Source organism: Domibacillus aminovorans, from assembly GCF_001643235.1.
Taxonomy (GTDB): Bacteria; Bacillota; Bacilli; order Bacillales; family Domibacillaceae; genus Domibacillus; species Domibacillus aminovorans.
Genome location: NZ_LQWY01000034.1, coordinates 41,874 through 61,273 on the forward strand (window position 1 = coordinate 41,874; position 19,400 = coordinate 61,273).

Sequence of the window (19,400 nt, forward strand, 5' to 3'; positions counted from 1 at the left end):
GAATGGAAAAAATTTGATATTCGAAAAACACCTTACGTGATTAGTGTCTGGGCTGTAAGCCTGCTTGTTGTCTTCTATTATTGTTAAGGTGTTTTTTTGTGTATAAAAATGTAAAATTTCCTCTGATCTGAATGTATAAACCTAAAAAAGGGATGGGGAATTATAATGAGAAAAACGGCCATTATTTATTGTGAAGATCATTTTGGAACGATGGACGGGAAGACCGCCAATGGACTTGTGAGAAGTTCAAGAAAATATCAGATTACTGGAGTCATTGATAGTACGAAGGCTGGGCTAGATGCAGGGGAGTATCTTGAGGGCAAAAAAAATGGAATCCCGATATTCGAAAGCCTTGAGCATGCGATTGAAACATTGGCCTATTTACCAAATCATTTCATTTACGGCATTGCGCCTGCGGAAGCCTTTTTAAAAAAGGATGAAAGAGCGATCGTGATGAAAGCAATGGAACTCAAGATGGATATCGTCAATCCCCTTCATGAATTCTTTACGGAAGACGCGGAATTTTTAAATCAATCCATTCAATATGGCGTGACTATTCAAGATATTCGAAAGCCGCCACAAAGTAAGGATTTACATCTTTTTTCAGGAAGAATTTTAGACATTCAAACCCCGATTGTAGCCGTTCTTGGAACAGATAGCGCAGTTGGCAAGAGAACGACCTCTATTATTCTTGAAGCTGCTTTGTTAGAAAAGGGATTGAACGTTGCTTTTGTGGCGACGGGACAAACAGGTATTATCCAAGGAGCTAAATATGGGGTGGCGATCGATGCCATGCCTCTGCAGTTTATGATTGGTGAAATTGAAAATCAAATTATGAAAGCCTATGATGAGGAGCATCCTGACATTATTATTGTGGAAGGCCAAGGCGCTTTAAGTCATCCAGCGTATGTAAGCTCTTGTGGAATTATAAGAGGCTCAAGACCGGGAGCGGTGATCATTCAACATCCTCCGAAACGAAAGAATTTAGGCGATTTTGGCTTTATGAAAATGCCAACGATTAAAAGTGAGATTGAGCTAGTCGAAAACTTTTCAAGCTCAAAGGTCATTGCGATTACCATTAACCATGAAAACATGTCAGATGAAGAAATTGAGGATGTTGTGATAGAGTATGAAGACCAATTACAACTTCCAACGACCGATGTTTTAAAGCATGGATGTGACAAGCTTATCTCCAGCATCTTTGAGGCATTCCCAGAAATAGGGGATAAGAAGAATAAAGTGCTGGCCAATTGATTGACCTGATCACACCAAGGATTGAAATTAATCTTGGTAAGCTTGCACATAATGCAGAAAAACTCTTCAATTTGTATGCTTCAAAAGAAATTGGCCTTATGGGTGTGACAAAAGTAGTTTGCGGACAGCCAGAGATTGCAAACGTTCTTGTGAATAAGGGCATTCGTCTGTTAGCAGATTCAAAAATAATAAACCTTAAGAAAATGCGTGATGCCGGTATTCAGGCAGAATTTATTTTATTACGAACACCTGCTTTAAGTGAGGTTGAGTTAGTCATAAAATATGCTGATATTAGTATGAATACGGAGATAGCGGTCATGAAGAGTCTTTCAGAAACCGCGATAAGAAACAAAAAGGTGCATAAAATTATTCTTATGATCGAAATGGGTGATTTACGAGAAGGAATCATGCCGCTCGATCTCGATTGGCATGTTCAAGAGGTATTGAAACTTCCAGGAATTAAAATGGTCGGGATTGGGGCCAATTTTTCCTGCTTTGGAGGAGTCAAACCGAATAACGAGAAGATGAGAACGTTATCTTCACTCGCTATCCAAGTGGAGCGAAAATTTGCTTTGCCGCTTCTCTATGTTTCAGGAGGAAATTCAGCCAATTATAATTGGTTTATGACGGCTGAGAATAGAGGGCTTATCAACAATTTAAGATTGGGCGAATCCATATTTTTAGGGAGAGAAACACTTGGTCGTAAAAGAATACCCGAATTATTTACAGACGTTTTCACCTTCATATCTGAGGTCATCGAATCAAAAATAAAGTCATCCGTACCTGATGGAGAAATAGGTCAAAATGCATTTGGAATTTCTCCAACATGGCAAGATCGCGGGCACATTAGAAGAGCCATCCTTGGGGTAGGCATTCAGGATGTGCTTGTGAGTGGACTCATCCCAAAACTGGATATAGATATTTTAGGATCAAGCAGTGACCATACGATTCTTGATGCGAAAAAAGTGGATTTGAAAATAGGAGACGAAGTAGCATTCAATCTTGATTATGGAGCCCTTCTTTCGGTTATGACTTCACCCTATGTGATGAAAAAATATATTCAACCTATATATGATGAAAGAAAAATAGCTAGGGAGTTTTTGGCGCTACGGTAGAACTCATCATGAACATATGGGTTAGCAGGTAGCATTACACAATTACTACATCCGACAACGGTGTAGTTTTTTTGTATTTAAATGAACCTTTTCGCTTTCTCGTTTGTATAGTCAGTAAAGAAAGGAAATAGGGGATGTTCAAATGGATACAGGTTGGGTGGTTTCACTGATCGTTGCAGGTGTTTTGTTGGTTTCCATTTTAGCAATTGCGATTCCAATGGATCGTAAGTACGTTGTCCGTGAAAATGGTAAAATCAATTATAAGAAAACGAAAATATATTTAAGATGGAATGTATTCGATACGGTTACGCTTATTCTAGCCATCTATTCGATTGTTTGTGTTCAAGCGCTAAATATGTTCATTTCCTCCGGGGAAACGGTTGAGAATGTTTTCGTACAATTTTTTACAAACCAGGCACAAGTGTGGACACTCGTATCGATTATTTACTTAGTCTCTCGGGTGTCGTTGACGTTAAAATCGATTAAGGAACGTTGGGGAGATGATATTGATTGAACGGGAAGATGAATTAATGATCGCGTATCAAAATGGAGATGATGACGCGTTAGGAGGCATATACAACCTGTTAAAACAGCCTCTTTATTCGTTTATTTTCCGTTATACGAGAGATGAGCAATTAAGCATTGATATCGTTCAAGATTCGTTTGTCAAACTACAACGTTACAAGCATTACTACGATCCAAGTAAAGGGAAATTAAAACCCTATCTTTTTCAAATCGCCTACCGATTAATGATCGCCAAATTAAATCGCCGCAAAAAATTACGGACCTATTTGCCTTTTCTCACACCCATCGGGAAAGAAGAATTCCATCATGCCGATCGAATGACGATTCGTGAAGCAGTCGCAAAGCTTCCTGACATACAGCGTGCAGTTATTTTACTTTTCTATTATCATGATATGACTCAAAAGGACATGGCCGAAATTCTAGACATTCCGATAGGGACCGTTAAATCACGATTGCACAAGGCGATCCAACGATTAAAAGAAGAATGGGAGAGAGACGATGATGAAACAAGATCCCTTTAAAGAGGAGCCTCATCTGCGTACGAAATTAGATGAATATCACGTGGATGTTCCTGATTTCCCTATGAAACTGAAAAGGAAAAGATGGGAGCAATTGATCAACGTTCTCGCTTCACCCGCAAAAAACCCGCTTGAGCCATTCATTTCAACGACGAATGGGTTCATTTTTTTAAAAATGGCACCAATAGCGGGAACAGCTGCACTTACACTTATACAAGTTTTGATTTTCTTATAAAGTGAAACTTCAATCAGAAATAAAGGGAGGAATCATGATGACAGAGAAGGATCAGGCGAAAGAAAGCGACCTTCCGGCTAAGTTAGCCAGGCCGGCAAGACGAGCGCTTGAAGGAGCTGGGTATGTGCGGCTAGAGCAGTTCACGAAGCTCAGTGAAGCCGATATTTTGCAGCTGCATGGGATGGGTCCAAAAGCGATGGATCAACTCCGCCGTGCTCTCGCTGATAAAGGTTTATCGTTCGCTAATGATTCAGATTAAAATTTGATGATCAAAACATCAAGTGGTGGAAATCCAATGATACTCCGAGAAGAACGAATTGACTATTATTCAGCAATAGGTAAAGCGGATTAAGGGAATAATGATTCGTTTATCAAGCTCGTTCAACAGGAAGTAGAGAGAAGTTTAGTGACAATGAGGGACAATTTACATATTTGAACTACCTAACTTAGCAAAGTTTTAAAATGAGTGTGAATAAAAAAAATATGATTGTTTTTATTACCGTCTACTTGACGGAAGTTACTTCGATTTGATATATTAAATACATCAATTAATAATGATAATCTATATCAATTGATTGGAAATATTTATATAAAAAAAGTAACCAAAATATTGGCTACTTTAAATTAACCTTATCCTATTAAGCTTCTGGTTTAAATGTTTTACAGTCTGTTTCTTCAGTAGTAGAAGCTTCTCTGCCATGATGACTTACTACATAAATAGTCTCTGCGTTACACTTATTTCCGGAAGCCCAATATGAACAGTTATTGACTTCACAAAGAACAGTTTGAGCCATAGTATTGCACCTCCTTGTTGAATAATATAACAACAGTTTAACTATCGTTCAATTTTAAAAAACGCAAATGGTGTTATTTTATTAAGCTTCTGGTTTAAATGTTTTGCAGTCTGTTTCTTCAGTAGTAGAAGCTACCTTACCATGATGACTTACTACATAAATAGTCTCTGCGTTACACTTATTTCCAGAAGCCCAATATGAACAGTTATTGACTTCACAAAGAACAGTTTGAGCCATAGTATTGCACCTCCTTGTTCAATAGTATAACAACATTTTAACTATCATTCAATTTTAAAAAACGCAAATTGTTTTAATTTTTTTGAAAAATTAAATTTCGAAGATTATACCAGTTTACTATAGAACTTGTTGAATCAGCAAAGGGGAGGAGGGGAAAAGGATTATACCCACTTCTTTCAAATGATAAAGTGAAGCTCTGTGGAGAGAAATCTCTGCAGAGTTTTTCTATATTTCTCCTTTTTTATAAATTTTCTTGCTGAAAAGATAAAGAAATCTGATTTCTACCCGACTAGACTAACTTAAATAAGTATTTTAAAAATGTGAAGTTGACAGTGAAAATGAATGACGTCGGGTAATGTGTTGAATTCTCAGTTATCAATCGTACAAAAAATGGCCGGTTGAGAAGTGGCATTCTTTTTCCTAGCAAGGGTTTTTTCGCCGCCTTCAAGAAGAGATTGAAGGAAATTGGGGGTATGTGCCGAATCAAAACAGGGGCTTTCAAGCGTTCTGGTGGGGACAAAATTCAAATAGTCCGTATTATTTCCAGGTCGAAGAAACGCGTCTTTGTATTAAAATCGTGGAAGAACAGAAAGAAAAACAGCGGAAAGCCCGCAAAAATGGTGCGGCTTACTTGTTAAGTCTGCCTCAATTGCAGGATCTGTCATTTCGAAAGCCAGATAAACCGAGAATGGGAAAAACGATGACGGTCCTCGTGAAAGACAATTACATACAGACAGATGATAACGGCATCGTTGATATGTCAAAAACGATCAAACTGCTGAAACGGCTGGATGTTTGAACAGCTGCTAGACCGTTTTGAAGCACGAAGCATTTGTTTTATTTGGAAAACAACCATCCTTTTCAACAAAAAAGGATGGTTGTTTAGTTGCTTAATGTGTGATTTCTTCAAGGTCTTCTATGCCCACTTCGGTCCGTTCCTCTCCCAGCCCGCGTAAATGGACAGTCGCCGTTTTTCCATTGTCATGGATTTCATCAATCCAGACGGAAACACCGTTAAATTGAACTTCCACATCGGATGATGGAGTAGACACAATTTGTTTTGCCCGTACTAATTCCATACGATCTCCTCCTCAGGCGTAACAGCAACTTATTTTCTTCGTGCGTTTTTTCGTTCTCGTTTATTGATTCCATTCATCTCAGTGGAAAACTCTTCATTCAATTTGTCTGGAAGTATTTTTGAATGTTTTGGTGTTTGTGGCAACGAATTTTTGTTGCGGTTGCCTTTTTTATTCCCGTCTCTTCCCATATCCTTTCGTCTCCTTTCGTCTAATTCGAACTCGGGTGCGCGCGTTCCCGTTCCTATAGTATGGGGAGAAGAAATAAAATTATCAGCGGATTTTTCATAAAAATAATGGGAAAAATAACGTACAAGGTATGCATACAGCTTTCTTTTTTCCTGAACCATTTATAACGATTCTTGGCAATCCAATTATACACGATATGTCGAATCCGGCTTGGAATAATGATAAAACCATAAAATAAAATTATCGAGTTCATTTTATTCCTCCTAAAGAGAGTAGTGTAGGATTATCATCTTGTTTAGAAGGTCCTTTTTGAGCATCTAAGAGTGGGTTGTAATTATTTACCATATTATGTTACCCGGCTGTCCTTTTGTAAAACAGGTTTTTAAAAATTCAGTTGAATAGCTTAGTGGAAGAAATATGTAAACGGTAACAGGTTTACGACAGTTCAAATAGGGTATGCTAAAAAATATGGATATTTTTAGACTTTACAAAAGATAAAAAGGGAGAACTTACAACATGACTAAACAAAAATGTATAGCAATGCTCCTTGCGGGAGGAAAAGGGAGTCGGTTAAAACAATTGACTGAAAACATAGCAAAACCGGCAGTGCCATTTGGAGGGAAATATCGTATCATTGATTTTCCTCTTTCCAATTGTGCTCAATCAGGAATTGATACGGTTGGCGTTTTGACTCAATATCAGCCACTCGTGTTAAACTCATATATCGGTATTGGCAGTGCATGGGACCTTGACCGCAGCAATGGCGGGGTGACTGTTCTTCCGCCATACGCTAATTCATCTGAAGTGAAATGGTATTCGGGTACAGCCAATGCCATTTATCAAAACTTTGATTATATAAACCAATATGACCCAGAGCATGTGTTAATTTTATCAGGTGACCACATTTATAAAATGAATTATGATTTGATGCTTGATTATCATATGGAGAAAGGAGCCGATGCAACGATATCCGTTATTGAGGTACCGTGGGAGGAAGCAAGCCGTTTTGGCATTATGAAGATAGATGATTCTTATCACGTGACGCGCTTTGATGAAAAACCGAAAAACCCGGCAAGCAATCTTGCGTCAATGGGTATTTACATCTTCAAATGGTCCGTATTGAAAAAATATTTGGAACGGGATGCTCATAATCCAGATTCAACCAATGACTTTGGCAAAGATGTGATTCCAGCAATGCTTGCGGATAAAGAGAAATTGGTTGCTTATCCGTTTAAGGGATACTGGAAAGACGTTGGAACAGTTAAAAGTTTATGGGAAGCAAATATGGATTTGCTGGATCGAGAAAAGAAATTGGATTTATATGACCCTTCATGGCGCATTTATTCGGTTCCTTCCAATCAGCCGCCGCAAATTATGGGATATAACGCGGTTGTTAAACATTCGCTTTTAAATGAAGGGTGTATCGTTGATGGAGAAATTCAACATTCGATTGTGTCCCAGGGCGTCGAAGTGGAAAAAGACGCTTTTATGAAAGATTGCGTTATCATGCCAAATGCGCGAATTGGACGTGGATCTTTTATTGAAAGGGCAATTGTAATGGAAAACATTTATATACCGGAAAATACAGTGATTTATAATAATTCAGCTGAAATATTGCTGATTACAGAGGCTTTCTTAACGGCACATAAACAGGAATCGGTAAAGTATGAAGAAAAAAGCGGATGACTTCTCCATACTCTATGCTAAACAATTTCAAAGCTCGTTTCATCTTTGAGGATGGACCGGGCTTTTTATTACTGAGTTTTATGAATCATACGTCATTTTGAATAAGCCTCCTTATTTTGAAGAAAAAATGACAAAAAGGACCGAATCATCAATTATGCCGAATCGGTCCTCTCCTTATAAAATTTTTTTGTTTTTATCTTCATTCTCCTCCTGTTCATTTAGAACGTAAACTGTAAAGAATAAGCAAAACCCCGCATACGAGACCAATGCTTTTTGTTAAGGGCATTTTCCCCGCAAGTCCATATAGGCCAATTCCCGTCGTCACGATTAAGATCACGGGGCCTACTAATGCAAGCAGGCTATTAATATAAAAGGCTTTTTCTAAATTATTAAATTTAAGCATCAACATCGCAGCTGTGATCTCGATGCTTCCTGAAAGAAGTCGCAATGTAATCATAAAAAGGAGTGCCTTTTCCATAAAAATGACCATTCTATCACCCTCTATCTGATATCTATTTATTCCGCATTAACGGACAGTAAGATCTTTAACTTCAAGAAAAGAAGGCTCTGTTTGGGATTGGCTGCCTGTAAAAGCCCGATTGGTTCGGGCCTGCATGAAGCCGGTCACTCAAGTATTAACAAGGGACCCCGTACTTTTTATCTGGATTTCCCTATGTTCATCATATATATGCATGTAATAGATATAGTAGGTCAATCAAAATGAAATGGAAGACCTTAATAAAAAGAGGAAAAGAATACTCTGTTTGCTCATGAAAATTTCTCCTTTAGACAGTCGTACAAGCTATTCCCTCTGAATAAGATGCCAAGACATCATTTTAACGGAGGGCTACTTTATGAATTCGCTCCTGACCTATATCTTTTTAGGCATATCGTTAGCTGCACCAGTAGGCCCTGTTAATGCGGCGCAACTCGATACAGGCATTAAAAATGGTTTTTTTCATGCTTGGATTTTTGGTCTTGGTGCTTTAGCAGCCGACGTCTTGTATATGATCCTGGTTTATTTTGGCGTTGGCCACTTTATTGAGCTGCCATTTATGCAAACCCTTCTCTGGTTGTTTGGCTGTTTTGTTCTTACGTATACCGGTATAGAAAACTTACTGACACTGCATAAAATTGAGGTGGATATAAGATCCGGTAGAAATATCCCGCTTAGAAGATCCTTACTATCTGGTTTTTTCATGTCTCTGTTAAACCCGCTCACAATCCTTTTTTGGCTGGGGATCTATGGTTCTGTCCTTGCAGAAACAGCCGACGCCTTTACAGAAAACCAAGTCATGATTTACAGTATGGCCATTATATCGGGTGTTCTTTTATGGGACTTAACGATGGCTTTTCTATCCAGTGGCGCCCGGAGATTTTTATCCACCACGCTCTTGGAATTCATCTCTGTTCTTTCTTCCATTTCTATGATCGGCTTCGGGATTTATTTTGGTATTCAGGCGTATCAGGTCCTGTTTTGATCCGCTTACGCAGGGCTTTCCTTCGTCTCTTCTTTTTTCCATCTTTTCCGAAGAAATAAGACGACAATGCCGATCACGGTGATGAAGGCTAAACTGATAAAAAATCCAGGCCGGCTTGTCGGGTGAAAGAGTGTGCCGCTAACGGCCAAAAAGACAAGGATCATCCCGATTACTCTTTTCACTTTGTCCCCGGAAGACGGTTCGATTAATCTGTGGTACATGAGTAAAATGAAAAACCAATTATAAAGCAGCATAAGTCCTGCAGCGGTTGTAATATATTCGTACACTTTTTCGGGCAATAATAAAGAGGAAACAATGGAAAGAATAAGCCCGACGGACGTTAAAGCGACAGCAGGCAACGGTACTTTTAACTTCTTTTTCGTCTGTTTACTAAAGATCTTAGGCGCATCCCCTTCTTCAGATAAAGTTAAAAGGATTGTGGTAACTGAAAACAGGGAAGCAGACATCGTTGAAAACCCGGCAATAATGATTGCCCCATTAAACACATGCGGGAAAAAGTCGAGATGATAAGTAGCTAATGCGACAACAAACGGGCTCTTATCCGGTTCAAACGTCGTCCACGGAATCAATAATAGGGCTAACGACAGAGCCGTCACATAAATCAAGGCAAGCAACCCAAGCATCACTTTTCCCGATTTCGGCGCCTCTTCTTTATTACGGAGATGGATGGCCATGACGCCCATTACTTCAATTCCTCCATGGGCGTAAAAGGCAAACAAAAGAGAACTCCAAAAACCAATTCCTCCGTTAGGAAAAAAGGCATTTACCGAACGGGGAAGGCCTTCTTTTGGACCGCCATCGATTACACCTGTAAGTGCTAAAACGGCAATGACAATAAACATAAAAATAGCGGCAGTTTTTGTTACGGCAAATATACTGGCTAATTTACCAAATGCTTTTGTACCAATAAAAAGAACAAGGAGGCCGCAAACGGCAAATCCTAATGCAAACATCCATAAAGGAATATGAGGAAACCAAAACTGTGACAAAAGAGAAATCGCCGTAAGCTGGCTGCCGATGATTAACATTTCCGAACACCAATAAACCCAGCCGCTGCTAAAACCAGCCCACCGTCCATAGGCTTTTTTGGCATAGGAGCGAAAAGAGCCTTTTTGCGGATCTTTTGCGGACATTTTGGCAAGTGCTTGAAAGACAATATACGTTCCACATGAAGCCAGTAAAAAAGCCAAAATGACAGAAGGGCCCGTCATTTGAATAGCGATGCTTGACCCGAGGAAAAATCCTGTGCCAATAATACAGCCTACCCCAATAAGGGAGAGCTGCCACCAGGCAAATTTCTCTTTATCTGTACTGCCGCCGCACACATTTTTCTCCATATGTACACCTCCTCACGAAAATAGGCTCTCACAAGGAAATCGATTTATGTAAATGAAGTGTTGGGAAAAAATGAGGTTAGTCCCTTATAAAACAAGTCAGCAACCTGTACCTATCTGTATAAAAAGAATAAGCAGGGAAAGCATACAGGTAATGTTCAAAGATAACGTATAGTTGAATTGAGGGGTATGTATGGAGAAAAGCGCAGACAAAGTAAGTATATGGTGTGTGGTAAGTATGGCCTCCATCCCTCTTGTGATGACACTTGGAAATTCCATGCTTATACCGGTGCTGCCGATATTGGAAAGAAAGGTTGGGATTACATCCTTTCAATCGAGCATGATCATTACAAGCTATTCGGTAGCGGCTATTTTACTCATCCCTGTAGCGGGCTATTTATCAGACCGTTTAGGAAGAAAAAAAGTGATATTGCCCAGTTTGATCCTGGCGTTAATCGGGGGGCTTATTGCCGGGTTTGCTTCATGGAAAATGGAAGATCCCTATATGTGGATTATTATCGGTCGGATTTTGCAAGGGATAGGAGCATCAGGGGCTATGCCGATCATCTTGCCGCTTGTAGGCGATTTGTATAAAGATGATGACGAAAAAACAAGTTCCTGTTTAGGTACCATCGAAACGTCCAACACATTTGGAAAAGTATTAAGTCCCATCTTGGGGGCCGTATTTGCCGCGGTTTTATGGTTCTTGCCGTTTTTCTCTATTTCCGTGTTCAGTTTGATTTCCATTGCCCTTATTTTTTTCTTTGTGAAAGCACCAAAAGAAAAAGAGGAGCCAAAAAAGTTAAAAGAGTTTTTGGAAAACACGAAAAAAACGTTTAAAAAGGAAGGGAAATGGCTGCTTGCCGTCTTTCTTATTGGTGCTTTTGTCATGCTGATTTTATTTGGCGTGTTATTTTTTTTATCTGAAAACCTAGAAAAAATGTACGATTTGAAAGGAATAAAGAAAGGATTCGTTCTAGCTATTCCGCTTTTTTTCCTATGTGTCGCTTCTTTTATTACCGGCCGCAATATTAAAGGGAATTTGCCAACAATGAAAAAAATGATGATTATTTGTTTAATTGTCTTGTCAGTGAGTGTCGCTTTTGTTGGCTATACAAGCGAAAAACTGATCTTGCTTTTAATCGTTACGAGCATTGTCGGGATGGCTATTGGCATGTTGCTGCCCATTCTTGACGCCATTGTAACGGAAAACATCGAAAAGCAGGAGAGGGGCACGATTTCTTCTTTTTACAGCTCAGCCAGGTTTATCGGGGTAGCGGCAGGTCCGCCGATTATGTCGCTCGTGATGAAAAATTATCTTAATGTCAGCTATATCACAGCAAGTGTACTCGGAATCTTTTTTTTATTTCTTGTCATGAAGTTTATTAAAGTGGAGGGAATCGAGAATTAAAGGGGGCCATCCAAGATAAGTAGTTCAGATAATGTGGAGAAAAAGTAAAAACATTGGAAATCTCATTTAATATAGAAAGTTAAATAACAATAGAAATAGCAAACAAAAACGCATGGATAAAGATGAAATCCTTGCGTTTTAGGCATGTTTATCCTTCTTTCCTAAAAATAAATGACTTAGGCACGATACCTGTTGTTCTATTTCAGTATAACATACCCTCAAGAATAGAAGTCTTCCCCAACAAAGTGGTAGTATAAAAAGGATGATATAAAGGAGGCAGCATCATATGAACGAAGTGATCAATGTGTTGAACAACCATCGTTCGGTTCGCGCGTTTCAGCCAAAATCTGTAACAGACGATCAAATCGACGTCATGATGAGAGCAGCTATGGCCGCGCCGAATTGGGCGAACGGACAACAGGTGACCATTATCGAAATCCAAAACAAAGAAACGAAACAGGAACTGTCTGTTTTGGCCGGCAATCAAACATGGGTAAAGGAAGCCCCTGTCTTTTTTGTTTTTTGTTTAGACTTTTACCGGGCAAAGCTGGCAGCGGAAAAAAACAATCGACCATTGGAAATCGTCCATAATATTGAATTTGCGCTTGTCGGATCGACCGATGTAGGCATCGCATTATCGAATACGATCGCGGCAGCGGAATCAATGAATCTAGGCATTGTTCCAGTTGGAGGGATTCGCAAGGATTCTCAAAAAGTGATTGAACTGCTCGATTTGCCGGAGTATGTTTTTCCTGTGACGGGTCTTGCCGTGGGGCATCCGGAGAGTCTTCCGGATCAGAAACCAAGGCTTCCCATTCGTGCCGTCCATCATAAGGAAAAGTACCGGAAAGAACATGTACAACAGGACATAGATGCGTACGATACGACGTATAGCCGTTATTTAAATGAGCGAACGGATGGAAAAGAGTCGGCGAATTGGTCTGAGAAAACGGCGGCTTTTTATGATACCGGTTTTGAAGCGTACAAAAAAAATGTGCCTTCTGCGTTGAAGAAACAAGGCTTTACGTATGAGTAACGTTAAGAGAAAAAGGGTTACAAACTCGGTTGTTCCGGGTTGTAACCTTTTTTTATTGAACAAAATTTTTAAAGGGCGCGATCCATCTTATTTTTCTATGCGCTCTGTTTCGACCCACGACTGAGACCACTTTTCTATTTCTTTCAAAATCGGTTCCAATGAGAACCCTTTTTCCGTTAATGAGTATTCAATGCGAACGGGTGTCTCTGGTATGACATCACGTTTCACAATTCCTTGTTGTTCTAGATCTTTTAATCGTTCTGACAAAACTCTTCCGCTGATCGCAATAGATGATTGGATGGTGCCGAATCGTTGTGGACCGGACAATAATTGATAGATAACCAAAGCCGTCCAGCGCTGACTTAAAAGCGAGATGGCTTTTTCAAATCGCGGACAAATAATGGATTGATTCATGTTCTTTCACTCCTCTGTTCCAGTATATCATATTATAATTTGACATTAAGTTATTTTTAACAATAAAATTACTTGACGTAATATGATTATAAAAATATAATAACTTACATAAAGTAACTAAACAAAAAAGGAGAATAAACATCATGAATAAACATGAAGCAGGTAACATTCTTTTGCGTGCAATTTTAGGTCTTACTTTTTTCATTCACGGATTATCCAAGTTTCAGGGGGGAATAAGTAATACGGCTGGCTTTTTCGACAGTATTGGCATTCCAGGGTTTTTAGCTTATATCGTTGCATTTGTAGAGTTAATCGGTGGTATTGCATTGATACTAGGGTTGGGAATACGAATTGTTTCTGTGTTGTTCGTTGTTATTATGCTAGGAGCCATTTTTACAGTGAAACTTTCTGCAGGATTTCTTGGCAATGGTCAAACAGCAGGATATGAACTGGAAATAGTACTGCTCGCTATGTCCATTTATTTTGCTGTTGCAACCGGCTCTCGCTTCTCACTAGATAACAAATTCTTTCGTTCTGAGGAAGAAAAATAAAACGGGAGGTAATAATATGGGATTTCATCGTAAACCAAATACTTTTGTAGAGCATGTAGCGATTAAGGTGCAAAATTTAAATCGTTCTCTTACATTTTATCAAGAGATGATCGGTTTTCAAATTCTTGAACAAACCGAAACAACAGCTAAATTAACGACGGATGGCAAAACGAGTTTATTGTCAATCGAACAACCAGAAAACATTATAGCAAAACAAGGAAAGACGACGGGCTTATATCACTTTGCCCTTCTTCTCCCTAAACGCTCTGATTTAGCTAAAATTGTGCAACATTTTGCGGAGATCGGTTTGCGATTTGGGTCATCAGACCATCTTGTAAGTGAAGCTCTATATGTATCAGATCCAGATGGAAATCAAATTGAAATCTATATAGACCGCGATCCTTCCGATTGGGACTGGCGTAACGGTGAAGTGGCAATGGCCGTTGATCCATTGAATTTTGTAGATCTTCTTTCTGGTGGGAAACAGCAGTCATGGAAAGGCTTGCCGGCTGGTACAGTCATGGGACATCTTCATTTACATGTATCCGAATTGAAAAAAACAGAAGAGTTTTATATTCAGGGACTCGGTTTCGAAGTGGTGAACCGATACGGTACTCAGGCACTTTTCATCTCTACGGGTAAATACCATCATCACATCGGATTAAACACATGGAATGGTGTTGGAGCTCCTGCACCTAAGAAGAACAGTGTAGGACTCAACTGGTATACGCTCGTTTTTGCAGATGAAGCAGCGAGAAATAAAGTGATTGAGCAGCTGCGGCAAATAGGCGCTGTCGTGACACAAGAAAACAATGTTTATGTCACGGCTGATCCATCAGGAAATGAAATTCATTTAGTCATATAAAGGCCTATTGGAGGAACGGATAATGAAGGAAGAGCGTGCATTAAACAATTCCGGTTTTGACATCGGTATTTATACGCTTGCCGATATTGGACCGGATCCTCATACCGGTAAAGAAATCAGTGCAGGGCAGCGTTTGAAAGAAATCATAGAAGCAGCGAAACTCGCTGACGAGGCTGGACTTGATGTTTTTGGGGTTGGTGAACATCACCGTTTAGACTATGCCGTCTCTGCACCGCCGGTTGTCTTGGCTGCCATTGCGCAAGTAACGAAACAGATTAAATTGACCAGTGCCACTACGGTACTAAGTACGGTCGACCCTGTCCGCTTATTCGAAGATTTTGCGACGTTGGATCTGCTGTCAAATGGACGCGCTGAAATCATCGCTGGCCGAGGAGCGTTTGTAGAATCCTTCCCGCTTTTCGGATATAACGTCAATGACTATGACGACTTGTTCGAAGAGAATATTGAGTTGTTTTTAAAGCTAAACAATCATGAGAACATCACGTGGAACGGCCGCTTTCGCCCAGCACTTGGGCATGCAGAGATTGCACCTAGGCCCGCACAAAAGCAACTTCCCCTATGGATTGGGGTTGGCGGGACTCCTGAGAGTGCTGAACGAGCAGGCAGATTGGGAACCAGGATGGCTTTAGCGATCCTCGGAGGCGATCCGATTCGTTTCAAGCCTCTTGTTGACATTTATCGCAGGACAGGCATAGCATCTGGGCACAATGTGAACGATTTGAACATAGGTGTTACTGGGCACGCATACATTGCGGAAACCACTCAGCAGGCAAGAGAAGAATTCTATCCTTACTATTCAAATTATTGGGGATATGTAAATAGTCAACGAGGAATGAGTACACGTATGTCCCGGGCTGATTTCGACCAGATGTCGAGTCCAGATAGCGCGTTATTCGTTGGCAGTTCACAGCAAATTATTGAAAAGGTTATGCATCAATACGAATTGTTCGGGCATCAGCGATTTATGGCTCAGATGGACATAGGTGGGATGCCTTTTAATAAAGTCGCCAAAAACATTGAACGATTAGCAACAGAAGTCGCTCCGGTCTTGAGACGGGAAATAAGCAAGTGATCATGATAGAAAATGATGAATAGAAAGGACTCTGCAAATACTTTGCAGAGTCCTTTTACATATTTCAATAACGAGTTTTGGGCACATATTGCGAATCATAAAGCAGGATTCGGCAAGTCACCGGCCTGAATAGAGTAAACGTGATGTGGCTGCCTCAAAAACAGTGAATACTTGCACCTAACGCTTTTTTGAATAGGCTCTTTTAAATAGTAGTGTTGATAAAATGAGCCGGAAATCAACAGAGGTATGTAACAAATTCTTTGAATAAATAAAAATATACAGGGCAAGCCTTGTAGTGAGAATTTTTATAAAAGGAGATGAAGGCGTGTTTTCAATGCGCGGGGATGTTCATAAAATTTATCTGCGGCTAAAAAAAGTATCGGGGGAGGAACATTCCTTTCATCAGATGAAGGAACTGAAGGAAATTGATGAAATTCAGTGTCTTTATCAATCGATTGATAGCTGTATATTAAAAAAAATTCACTATCGCATGATCAAAGAAAAAACGGGCTCGGGGACTATTCCGATTTTTGTCACGGCTATCCCATGGCTTTGTTTTCTGTTTGCTAAACAGCTGCAACAATTTCTTTTCGATGGGGGGAGCCTGCTTTGGATTTTTTTTGTTGTCATTTATATTACGATCCTCGTCATCAGTGTCATTCTTCACTTTCATGAAAAATCATGGGCAGCTGTACATATAGAAATCATTCAAGATATATTAAAGAAAAGAAATGAATAATCCTTTACAACTCGGCTAGATTTATCGGGGTGGCAGCAGGTCCGCCTATTATGTCGCTAGCGATAGTATGAAAAGGAGGATAAATAAGGGAGGCGATATAATATGAATGAAGTGATCAATTTGTTGAACAGCCATCGATCAATTCGCGATTTTCAACCAAAACCTGTAACAGAAGATCAAATCGACGTCATGATGAGGGCAGCTACGGCCGCGCCGAATTGGGCGAACGGACAACAGGTGACGATTATCTAAATTCAAAATAAAGAAACGAAGCAGGAACTGTCTATTCTAGCAGGCAATCAAACATGGGTGAAGGAAGCCCCTGTCTTTTTTGTGTTTTGTCTAGACTTTTACCGGGCAAAGCTCGCAGCAGAAAAACATAATCGGTCATTGGAAATCGTCCATAATATTCAATTTGCGCTTGTCGGATCTGCATTATCGAATACGATCGCAGCAGCTGAATCAATGAATCTAGGGATTGTTCCGGTTGGAGGGATTCGCAAAGATTCTCAAAAAGTGATTGAACTGCTCGATTTGCCGGAGTATGTTTTTCCTGTGGCAGGTCTTGCAGTGGGGCATCCAGAAAAACGTCCAGATCAGAAACCAAGACTTCCGATTCGCGCGGTTCATCATAAAGAAAAGTACCATAAAGAACACGTAAAACAAGATATGGATGAGTACGATACGACATATAGCAGCTATTTGAATGATCGAACGGATGGAAAAGAGTCGGCGAATTGGTCCGAGAAAATAGCGGCTTTTTATGATACCGGTTTTGAAGCGTACGAAAAAAATGTGCCTCCTGCGTTGAAAAAAAAGGCTTTAAGTATTGGTGAAAAGGGGATAAAAATCCATAGTCACTATTGTGTAGGACGTGTTTATCATGATGATCAAGTTCATTCGTATGCGTTAATTGGAAGTACCGTTCCTTTATGCTCATTTATTTTTGGAGAAATGTGAGGATTTATTTAAGTGTGCTTTTTATCTGTAATAGTTTTTAAAACGAATCTTGCAGGAATTTTTTTACATTGAACGCATAATGTGAAAATAGGAGGGGATTATTATATTTTTGAAAAAGAGTAAAATACTATTAAGTGTTTTGACAGTATTGGTTATAGCTTTTGCTACTTCATCAATTGCCATGGCTGCACCTAATGAAAATGCAAATCCGAATGCTTCTGAAAATTCCAGTGAAAATGCCAGTGATAGGGCTAAAGAAGTTTCCAATCCAAATTCTGCGATAAAGTCAACAATAGAAACAATTGCAGATATAAGTGCAACAGTGAACCAAGATGAAAGCTTTACGTTGCCAAGCACAGTAACAGCCACAATGAGCGATGGAAGTACAAAAGATGTACCAGTAACGTGGGAACCATCAACAGCTGATACGAGTGCTGTAGGAACATTCACTTTTATAGGAACAGTGAGTGGGTTTAACGGTAATGTTACCTTAACTTTAGAGGTAGTACCAGTAGTGATACATTTTCCAGATGATAATTTGGAGAGAGTAATACGAGAAGAAATAAATAAGCCTACAGGCGATATATTCAAAAGTGATGTTGAACAAATAATTATTTTATTTGCTGATGAAGAAAATATTATAGATTTAACCGGATTAGAGAACTTATCAAATTTACAAGAACTCCATATGGATGGGAATCAAATAAGTGATATCACTCCATTATCTAACTTGACTAATTTGCAAAAGCTCTTTTTTGGTGGGAATCTTGGGAATCAAATAAGTGATATTACCCCATTAACTGGGTTGACTAATTTGCAACAGCTCTTTTTGGGTAGTAATCAAATAACGAATATAACCGCCTTATCTAACTTGACTAATTTGCAACAGCTCCACTTGGATAATAATCAAATAAGTGATATTACCCCATTATCTGGGTTGATTAATTTACAATTTCTCAGTGTGCATAATAATCAAATAACGAATATAACCGCATTATCTGGGTTGATTAATTTGAACCAGCTCCATCTGGGTGAAAATGATATACAGGATATAACCGCATTATCTGGGTTAATTAATTTGAACATTCTCAGTTTGGATGCTAATGAAATAAGTAATATAACCGCATTATCTGGGTTGACTAATTTACAACAGCTCTTTTTGCGTGCTAATCAAATAAATGATATAACCGCATTATCTGGGTTGATTAATTTGCAAACGCTCGATTTGGGTGATAATCAAATAAGTAATATAACCGCATTATCTGGGTTGACTAATTTGCAACACCTCTTTATGGGCGCTAATCAAATAAGTAATATAACCGTATTATCTGGGTTAACTAATTTGCAAACGCTCGTTTTACGTATGAATCAAATAAGTGATATAAGCGCATTAGTGGGGTTGACTAATTTGCAACAGCTCGATTTGCGGCAAAATCCAATAAGTCCTGCTGATATACAACAATTACAAATTGCTTTACCTGACTGCCAAATTTTATTTTAAAAATAAATTCTTTTAAAAGATATGTCATTAGAAAAACTAAAAGCAATTATAAAAGAAAAAATAATTGAGGGGCAGACATACACGCAGGCATGCGGCAAACTTCATATTTCAGAAGGCTATGCAAAGAAGCTAAAAAAGCAGGCAATAAAAAAATAGCGGAAGTTTTAGGGGCTTTTTAAGCCCTTTTTTATTTGGAGCAAAACAGGCAAAGACAGGCCAAAAGCAAGGCAGGGAGCGGCATTACACCGAGTTACATTAACATTTCCAATCCAAGAAAAAGAAAAAGAATGGAAAATCATTGTTGGACAAGATATATAGTCAAATATAAATGGGTCTTATTGAACTAACGGCGGGTTAGTTCAATA

The 19,400-nt window shown here is 39.2% G+C and carries 23 protein-coding genes and 1 pseudogene; 17 read left to right on the forward strand and 7 right to left on the reverse strand.

The features are described from left to right. The first annotated feature begins 165 nt into the window (after window positions 1-165). From AWH49_RS12065 to AWH49_RS12090, 6 genes are all read left to right on the forward strand, one after another. Window positions 166-1,254 carry an N-acetyltransferase DgcN family protein gene (locus tag AWH49_RS12065; RefSeq protein WP_034289566.1) on the forward strand — a complete coding sequence of 363 codons (1,089 nt, stop codon included), beginning with the start codon at window positions 166-168 and terminating at the stop codon, window positions 1,252-1,254. Beyond that, window positions 1,251-2,369 (forward strand): alanine/ornithine racemase family PLP-dependent enzyme, encoded by a 1,119-nt coding sequence (locus AWH49_RS12070; RefSeq protein ID WP_082862813.1) that lies wholly within the window; start codon window positions 1,251-1,253, stop codon window positions 2,367-2,369. The genes AWH49_RS12065 and AWH49_RS12070 overlap by 4 nt, the downstream gene beginning before the upstream one ends. Window positions 2,370-2,511: 142 nt before the next feature. Beyond that, a complete protein-coding gene (locus AWH49_RS12075; protein ID WP_034289569.1) occupies window positions 2,512-2,883 on the forward strand; it encodes a hypothetical protein in 372 nt (123 codons plus the stop codon). Then, the gene (locus tag AWH49_RS12080) at window positions 2,870-3,415 is read left to right on the forward strand and encodes an RNA polymerase sigma factor (protein WP_063965914.1); all 546 of its coding nucleotides are present in this window, start codon (window positions 2,870-2,872) and stop codon (window positions 3,413-3,415) included. The genes AWH49_RS12075 and AWH49_RS12080 overlap by 14 nt, the downstream gene beginning before the upstream one ends. Beyond that, entirely contained in the window at window positions 3,393-3,647 is a 255-nt protein-coding gene (locus AWH49_RS12085; RefSeq protein WP_082862814.1) for a hypothetical protein, read from the forward strand. Before AWH49_RS12080 ends, AWH49_RS12085 begins: the two co-directional genes overlap by 23 nt. Window positions 3,648-3,684: 37 nt before the next feature. Then, window positions 3,685-3,906 carry a helix-hairpin-helix domain-containing protein gene (locus AWH49_RS12090; RefSeq protein ID WP_063965915.1) on the forward strand — a complete coding sequence of 74 codons (222 nt, stop codon included), beginning with the start codon at window positions 3,685-3,687 and terminating at the stop codon, window positions 3,904-3,906. A 379-nt stretch (window positions 3,907-4,285) separates the two neighbouring features. Here the strand turns inward: AWH49_RS12090 and AWH49_RS18805 are convergent, their stop codons facing one another. Further along, the gene (locus AWH49_RS18805) at window positions 4,286-4,441 is read right to left on the reverse strand and encodes a DUF1540 domain-containing protein (RefSeq protein WP_064506469.1); all 156 of its coding nucleotides are present in this window, start codon (window positions 4,439-4,441) and stop codon (window positions 4,286-4,288) included. Window positions 4,442-4,522: 81 nt separating this feature from the next. Continuing rightward, window positions 4,523-4,678 (reverse strand): DUF1540 domain-containing protein, encoded by a 156-nt coding sequence (locus AWH49_RS18810; RefSeq protein WP_064506470.1) that lies wholly within the window; start codon window positions 4,676-4,678, stop codon window positions 4,523-4,525. Between the two features lie 475 nt (window positions 4,679-5,153). Between AWH49_RS18810 and AWH49_RS12095 the strand changes: the two genes are divergently transcribed. Beyond that, on the forward strand, window positions 5,154-5,477 hold the full coding sequence (locus AWH49_RS12095) for a hypothetical protein (protein WP_063965916.1): 324 nt from the start codon (window positions 5,154-5,156) through the stop codon (window positions 5,475-5,477). Between the two features lie 91 nt (window positions 5,478-5,568). Here AWH49_RS12095 and AWH49_RS12100 read toward each other — a convergent pair whose 3' ends face one another. Continuing rightward, a complete protein-coding gene (locus AWH49_RS12100) occupies window positions 5,569-5,757 on the reverse strand; it encodes an H-type small acid-soluble spore protein (RefSeq protein ID WP_063965917.1) in 189 nt (62 codons plus the stop codon). Window positions 5,758-5,786: 29 nt separating this feature from the next. Beyond that, window positions 5,787-6,104 (reverse strand): YfhD family protein, encoded by a 318-nt coding sequence (locus tag AWH49_RS20780; RefSeq protein ID WP_244886832.1) that lies wholly within the window; start codon window positions 6,102-6,104, stop codon window positions 5,787-5,789. Between the two features lie 355 nt (window positions 6,105-6,459). Here AWH49_RS20780 and AWH49_RS12110 point away from each other — a divergent pair, with 355 nt between their 5' ends. Next, window positions 6,460-7,629, forward strand: coding sequence for a glucose-1-phosphate adenylyltransferase (locus AWH49_RS12110; protein ID WP_063965919.1), 1,170 nt, complete (start codon window positions 6,460-6,462; stop codon window positions 7,627-7,629). Between the two features lie 214 nt (window positions 7,630-7,843). On the opposite strand, the gene AWH49_RS12115 is transcribed toward AWH49_RS12110, so the two are convergent. Continuing rightward, window positions 7,844-8,119, reverse strand: coding sequence for a YqhV family protein (locus AWH49_RS12115; RefSeq protein ID WP_063965920.1), 276 nt, complete (start codon window positions 8,117-8,119; stop codon window positions 7,844-7,846). A gap of 364 nt (window positions 8,120-8,483) precedes the next feature. Here AWH49_RS12115 and AWH49_RS12120 point away from each other — a divergent pair, with 364 nt between their 5' ends. Beyond that, window positions 8,484-9,110, forward strand: coding sequence for a LysE family transporter (locus AWH49_RS12120; RefSeq protein WP_063965921.1), 627 nt, complete (start codon window positions 8,484-8,486; stop codon window positions 9,108-9,110). A gap of 5 nt (window positions 9,111-9,115) precedes the next feature. On the opposite strand, the gene AWH49_RS12125 is transcribed toward AWH49_RS12120, so the two are convergent. Continuing rightward, window positions 9,116-10,468: an amino acid permease gene (locus AWH49_RS12125; protein ID WP_063965922.1), complete on the reverse strand. Its 1,353-nt coding sequence runs from the start codon at window positions 10,466-10,468 to the stop codon at window positions 9,116-9,118. Window positions 10,469-10,658: 190 nt separating this feature from the next. On the opposite strand from AWH49_RS12125, the gene AWH49_RS12130 reads away from it, so the two are divergent. Beyond that, window positions 10,659-11,876, forward strand: a complete 1,218-nt coding sequence (locus AWH49_RS12130; RefSeq protein WP_063965923.1) for an MFS transporter — start codon at window positions 10,659-10,661, stop codon at window positions 11,874-11,876. Window positions 11,877-12,162: 286 nt separating this feature from the next. Beyond that, window positions 12,163-12,912 (forward strand): NADPH-dependent oxidoreductase, encoded by a 750-nt coding sequence (locus AWH49_RS12135; protein WP_063965924.1) that lies wholly within the window; start codon window positions 12,163-12,165, stop codon window positions 12,910-12,912. An 87-nt stretch (window positions 12,913-12,999) separates the two neighbouring features. Here the strand turns inward: AWH49_RS12135 and AWH49_RS12140 are convergent, their stop codons facing one another. Beyond that, window positions 13,000-13,326 carry a winged helix-turn-helix transcriptional regulator gene (locus AWH49_RS12140; protein WP_063965925.1) on the reverse strand — a complete coding sequence of 109 codons (327 nt, stop codon included), beginning with the start codon at window positions 13,324-13,326 and terminating at the stop codon, window positions 13,000-13,002. 143 nt (window positions 13,327-13,469) lie between these two features. Here AWH49_RS12140 and AWH49_RS12145 point away from each other — a divergent pair, with 143 nt between their 5' ends. The 6 genes and pseudogenes from AWH49_RS12145 to AWH49_RS12170 all read left to right on the forward strand — a co-directional run bounded on the left by AWH49_RS12145 (window position 13,470) and on the right by AWH49_RS12170 (window position 19,035). After that, the gene (locus AWH49_RS12145) at window positions 13,470-13,877 is read left to right on the forward strand and encodes a DoxX family protein (protein WP_063965926.1); all 408 of its coding nucleotides are present in this window, start codon (window positions 13,470-13,472) and stop codon (window positions 13,875-13,877) included. A 16-nt stretch (window positions 13,878-13,893) separates the two neighbouring features. Continuing rightward, the gene (locus AWH49_RS12150) at window positions 13,894-14,742 is read left to right on the forward strand and encodes a VOC family protein (RefSeq protein WP_063965927.1); all 849 of its coding nucleotides are present in this window, start codon (window positions 13,894-13,896) and stop codon (window positions 14,740-14,742) included. Window positions 14,743-14,764: 22 nt separating this feature from the next. Further along, window positions 14,765-15,835 (forward strand): LLM class flavin-dependent oxidoreductase, encoded by a 1,071-nt coding sequence (locus AWH49_RS12155; protein ID WP_063965928.1) that lies wholly within the window; start codon window positions 14,765-14,767, stop codon window positions 15,833-15,835. Window positions 15,836-16,169: 334 nt separating this feature from the next. Continuing rightward, on the forward strand, window positions 16,170-16,574 hold the full coding sequence (locus tag AWH49_RS12160) for a hypothetical protein (protein WP_244886835.1): 405 nt from the start codon (window positions 16,170-16,172) through the stop codon (window positions 16,572-16,574). 189 nt (window positions 16,575-16,763) lie between these two features. Continuing rightward, a pseudogene (locus tag AWH49_RS12165) lies at window positions 16,764-17,534 on the forward strand (nitroreductase family protein). A 109-nt stretch (window positions 17,535-17,643) separates the two neighbouring features. Continuing rightward, on the forward strand, window positions 17,644-19,035 hold the full coding sequence (locus AWH49_RS12170) for a leucine-rich repeat domain-containing protein (RefSeq protein ID WP_063965931.1): 1,392 nt from the start codon (window positions 17,644-17,646) through the stop codon (window positions 19,033-19,035). The last annotated feature ends 365 nt before the right edge of the window (window positions 19,036-19,400 follow it).

Excerpts from the sequence above, each read along its gene's own strand:
- AWH49_RS12065 (WP_034289566.1), top strand. The coding sequence starts at position 166 with ATGAGAAAAACGGCCATTATTTATTGTGAAGATCATTTTGGAACGATG.
- AWH49_RS12075 (WP_034289569.1), top strand. The coding sequence starts at position 2,512 with ATGGATACAGGTTGGGTGGTTTCACTGATCGTTGCAGGTGTTTTGTTG.
- AWH49_RS12080 (WP_063965914.1), top strand. The coding sequence starts at position 2,870 with ATGATATTGATTGAACGGGAAGATGAATTAATGATCGCGTATCAAAAT.
- AWH49_RS12085 (WP_082862814.1), top strand. The coding sequence starts at position 3,393 with ATGATGAAACAAGATCCCTTTAAAGAGGAGCCTCATCTGCGTACGAAA.
- AWH49_RS12090 (WP_063965915.1), top strand. The coding sequence starts at position 3,685 with ATGACAGAGAAGGATCAGGCGAAAGAAAGCGACCTTCCGGCTAAGTTA.
- AWH49_RS18805 (WP_064506469.1), bottom strand. The coding sequence starts at position 4,441 with ATGGCTCAAACTGTTCTTTGTGAAGTCAATAACTGTTCATATTGGGCT.
- AWH49_RS18810 (WP_064506470.1), bottom strand. The coding sequence starts at position 4,678 with ATGGCTCAAACTGTTCTTTGTGAAGTCAATAACTGTTCATATTGGGCT.
- AWH49_RS12100 (WP_063965917.1), bottom strand. The coding sequence starts at position 5,757 with ATGGAATTAGTACGGGCAAAACAAATTGTGTCTACTCCATCATCCGAT.
- AWH49_RS20780 (WP_244886832.1), bottom strand. The coding sequence starts at position 6,104 with ATGGTTCAGGAAAAAAGAAAGCTGTATGCATACCTTGTACGTTATTTT.
- AWH49_RS12110 (WP_063965919.1), top strand. The coding sequence starts at position 6,460 with ATGACTAAACAAAAATGTATAGCAATGCTCCTTGCGGGAGGAAAAGGG.
- AWH49_RS12115 (WP_063965920.1), bottom strand. The coding sequence starts at position 8,119 with ATGGTCATTTTTATGGAAAAGGCACTCCTTTTTATGATTACATTGCGA.
- AWH49_RS12120 (WP_063965921.1), top strand. The coding sequence starts at position 8,484 with ATGAATTCGCTCCTGACCTATATCTTTTTAGGCATATCGTTAGCTGCA.
- AWH49_RS12125 (WP_063965922.1), bottom strand. The coding sequence starts at position 10,468 with ATGGAGAAAAATGTGTGCGGCGGCAGTACAGATAAAGAGAAATTTGCC.
- AWH49_RS12130 (WP_063965923.1), top strand. The coding sequence starts at position 10,659 with ATGGAGAAAAGCGCAGACAAAGTAAGTATATGGTGTGTGGTAAGTATG.
- AWH49_RS12135 (WP_063965924.1), top strand. The coding sequence starts at position 12,163 with ATGAACGAAGTGATCAATGTGTTGAACAACCATCGTTCGGTTCGCGCG.
- AWH49_RS12140 (WP_063965925.1), bottom strand. The coding sequence starts at position 13,326 with ATGAATCAATCCATTATTTGTCCGCGATTTGAAAAAGCCATCTCGCTT.
- AWH49_RS12145 (WP_063965926.1), top strand. The coding sequence starts at position 13,470 with ATGAATAAACATGAAGCAGGTAACATTCTTTTGCGTGCAATTTTAGGT.
- AWH49_RS12150 (WP_063965927.1), top strand. The coding sequence starts at position 13,894 with ATGGGATTTCATCGTAAACCAAATACTTTTGTAGAGCATGTAGCGATT.
- AWH49_RS12155 (WP_063965928.1), top strand. The coding sequence starts at position 14,765 with ATGAAGGAAGAGCGTGCATTAAACAATTCCGGTTTTGACATCGGTATT.
- AWH49_RS12160 (WP_244886835.1), top strand. The coding sequence starts at position 16,170 with ATGCGCGGGGATGTTCATAAAATTTATCTGCGGCTAAAAAAAGTATCG.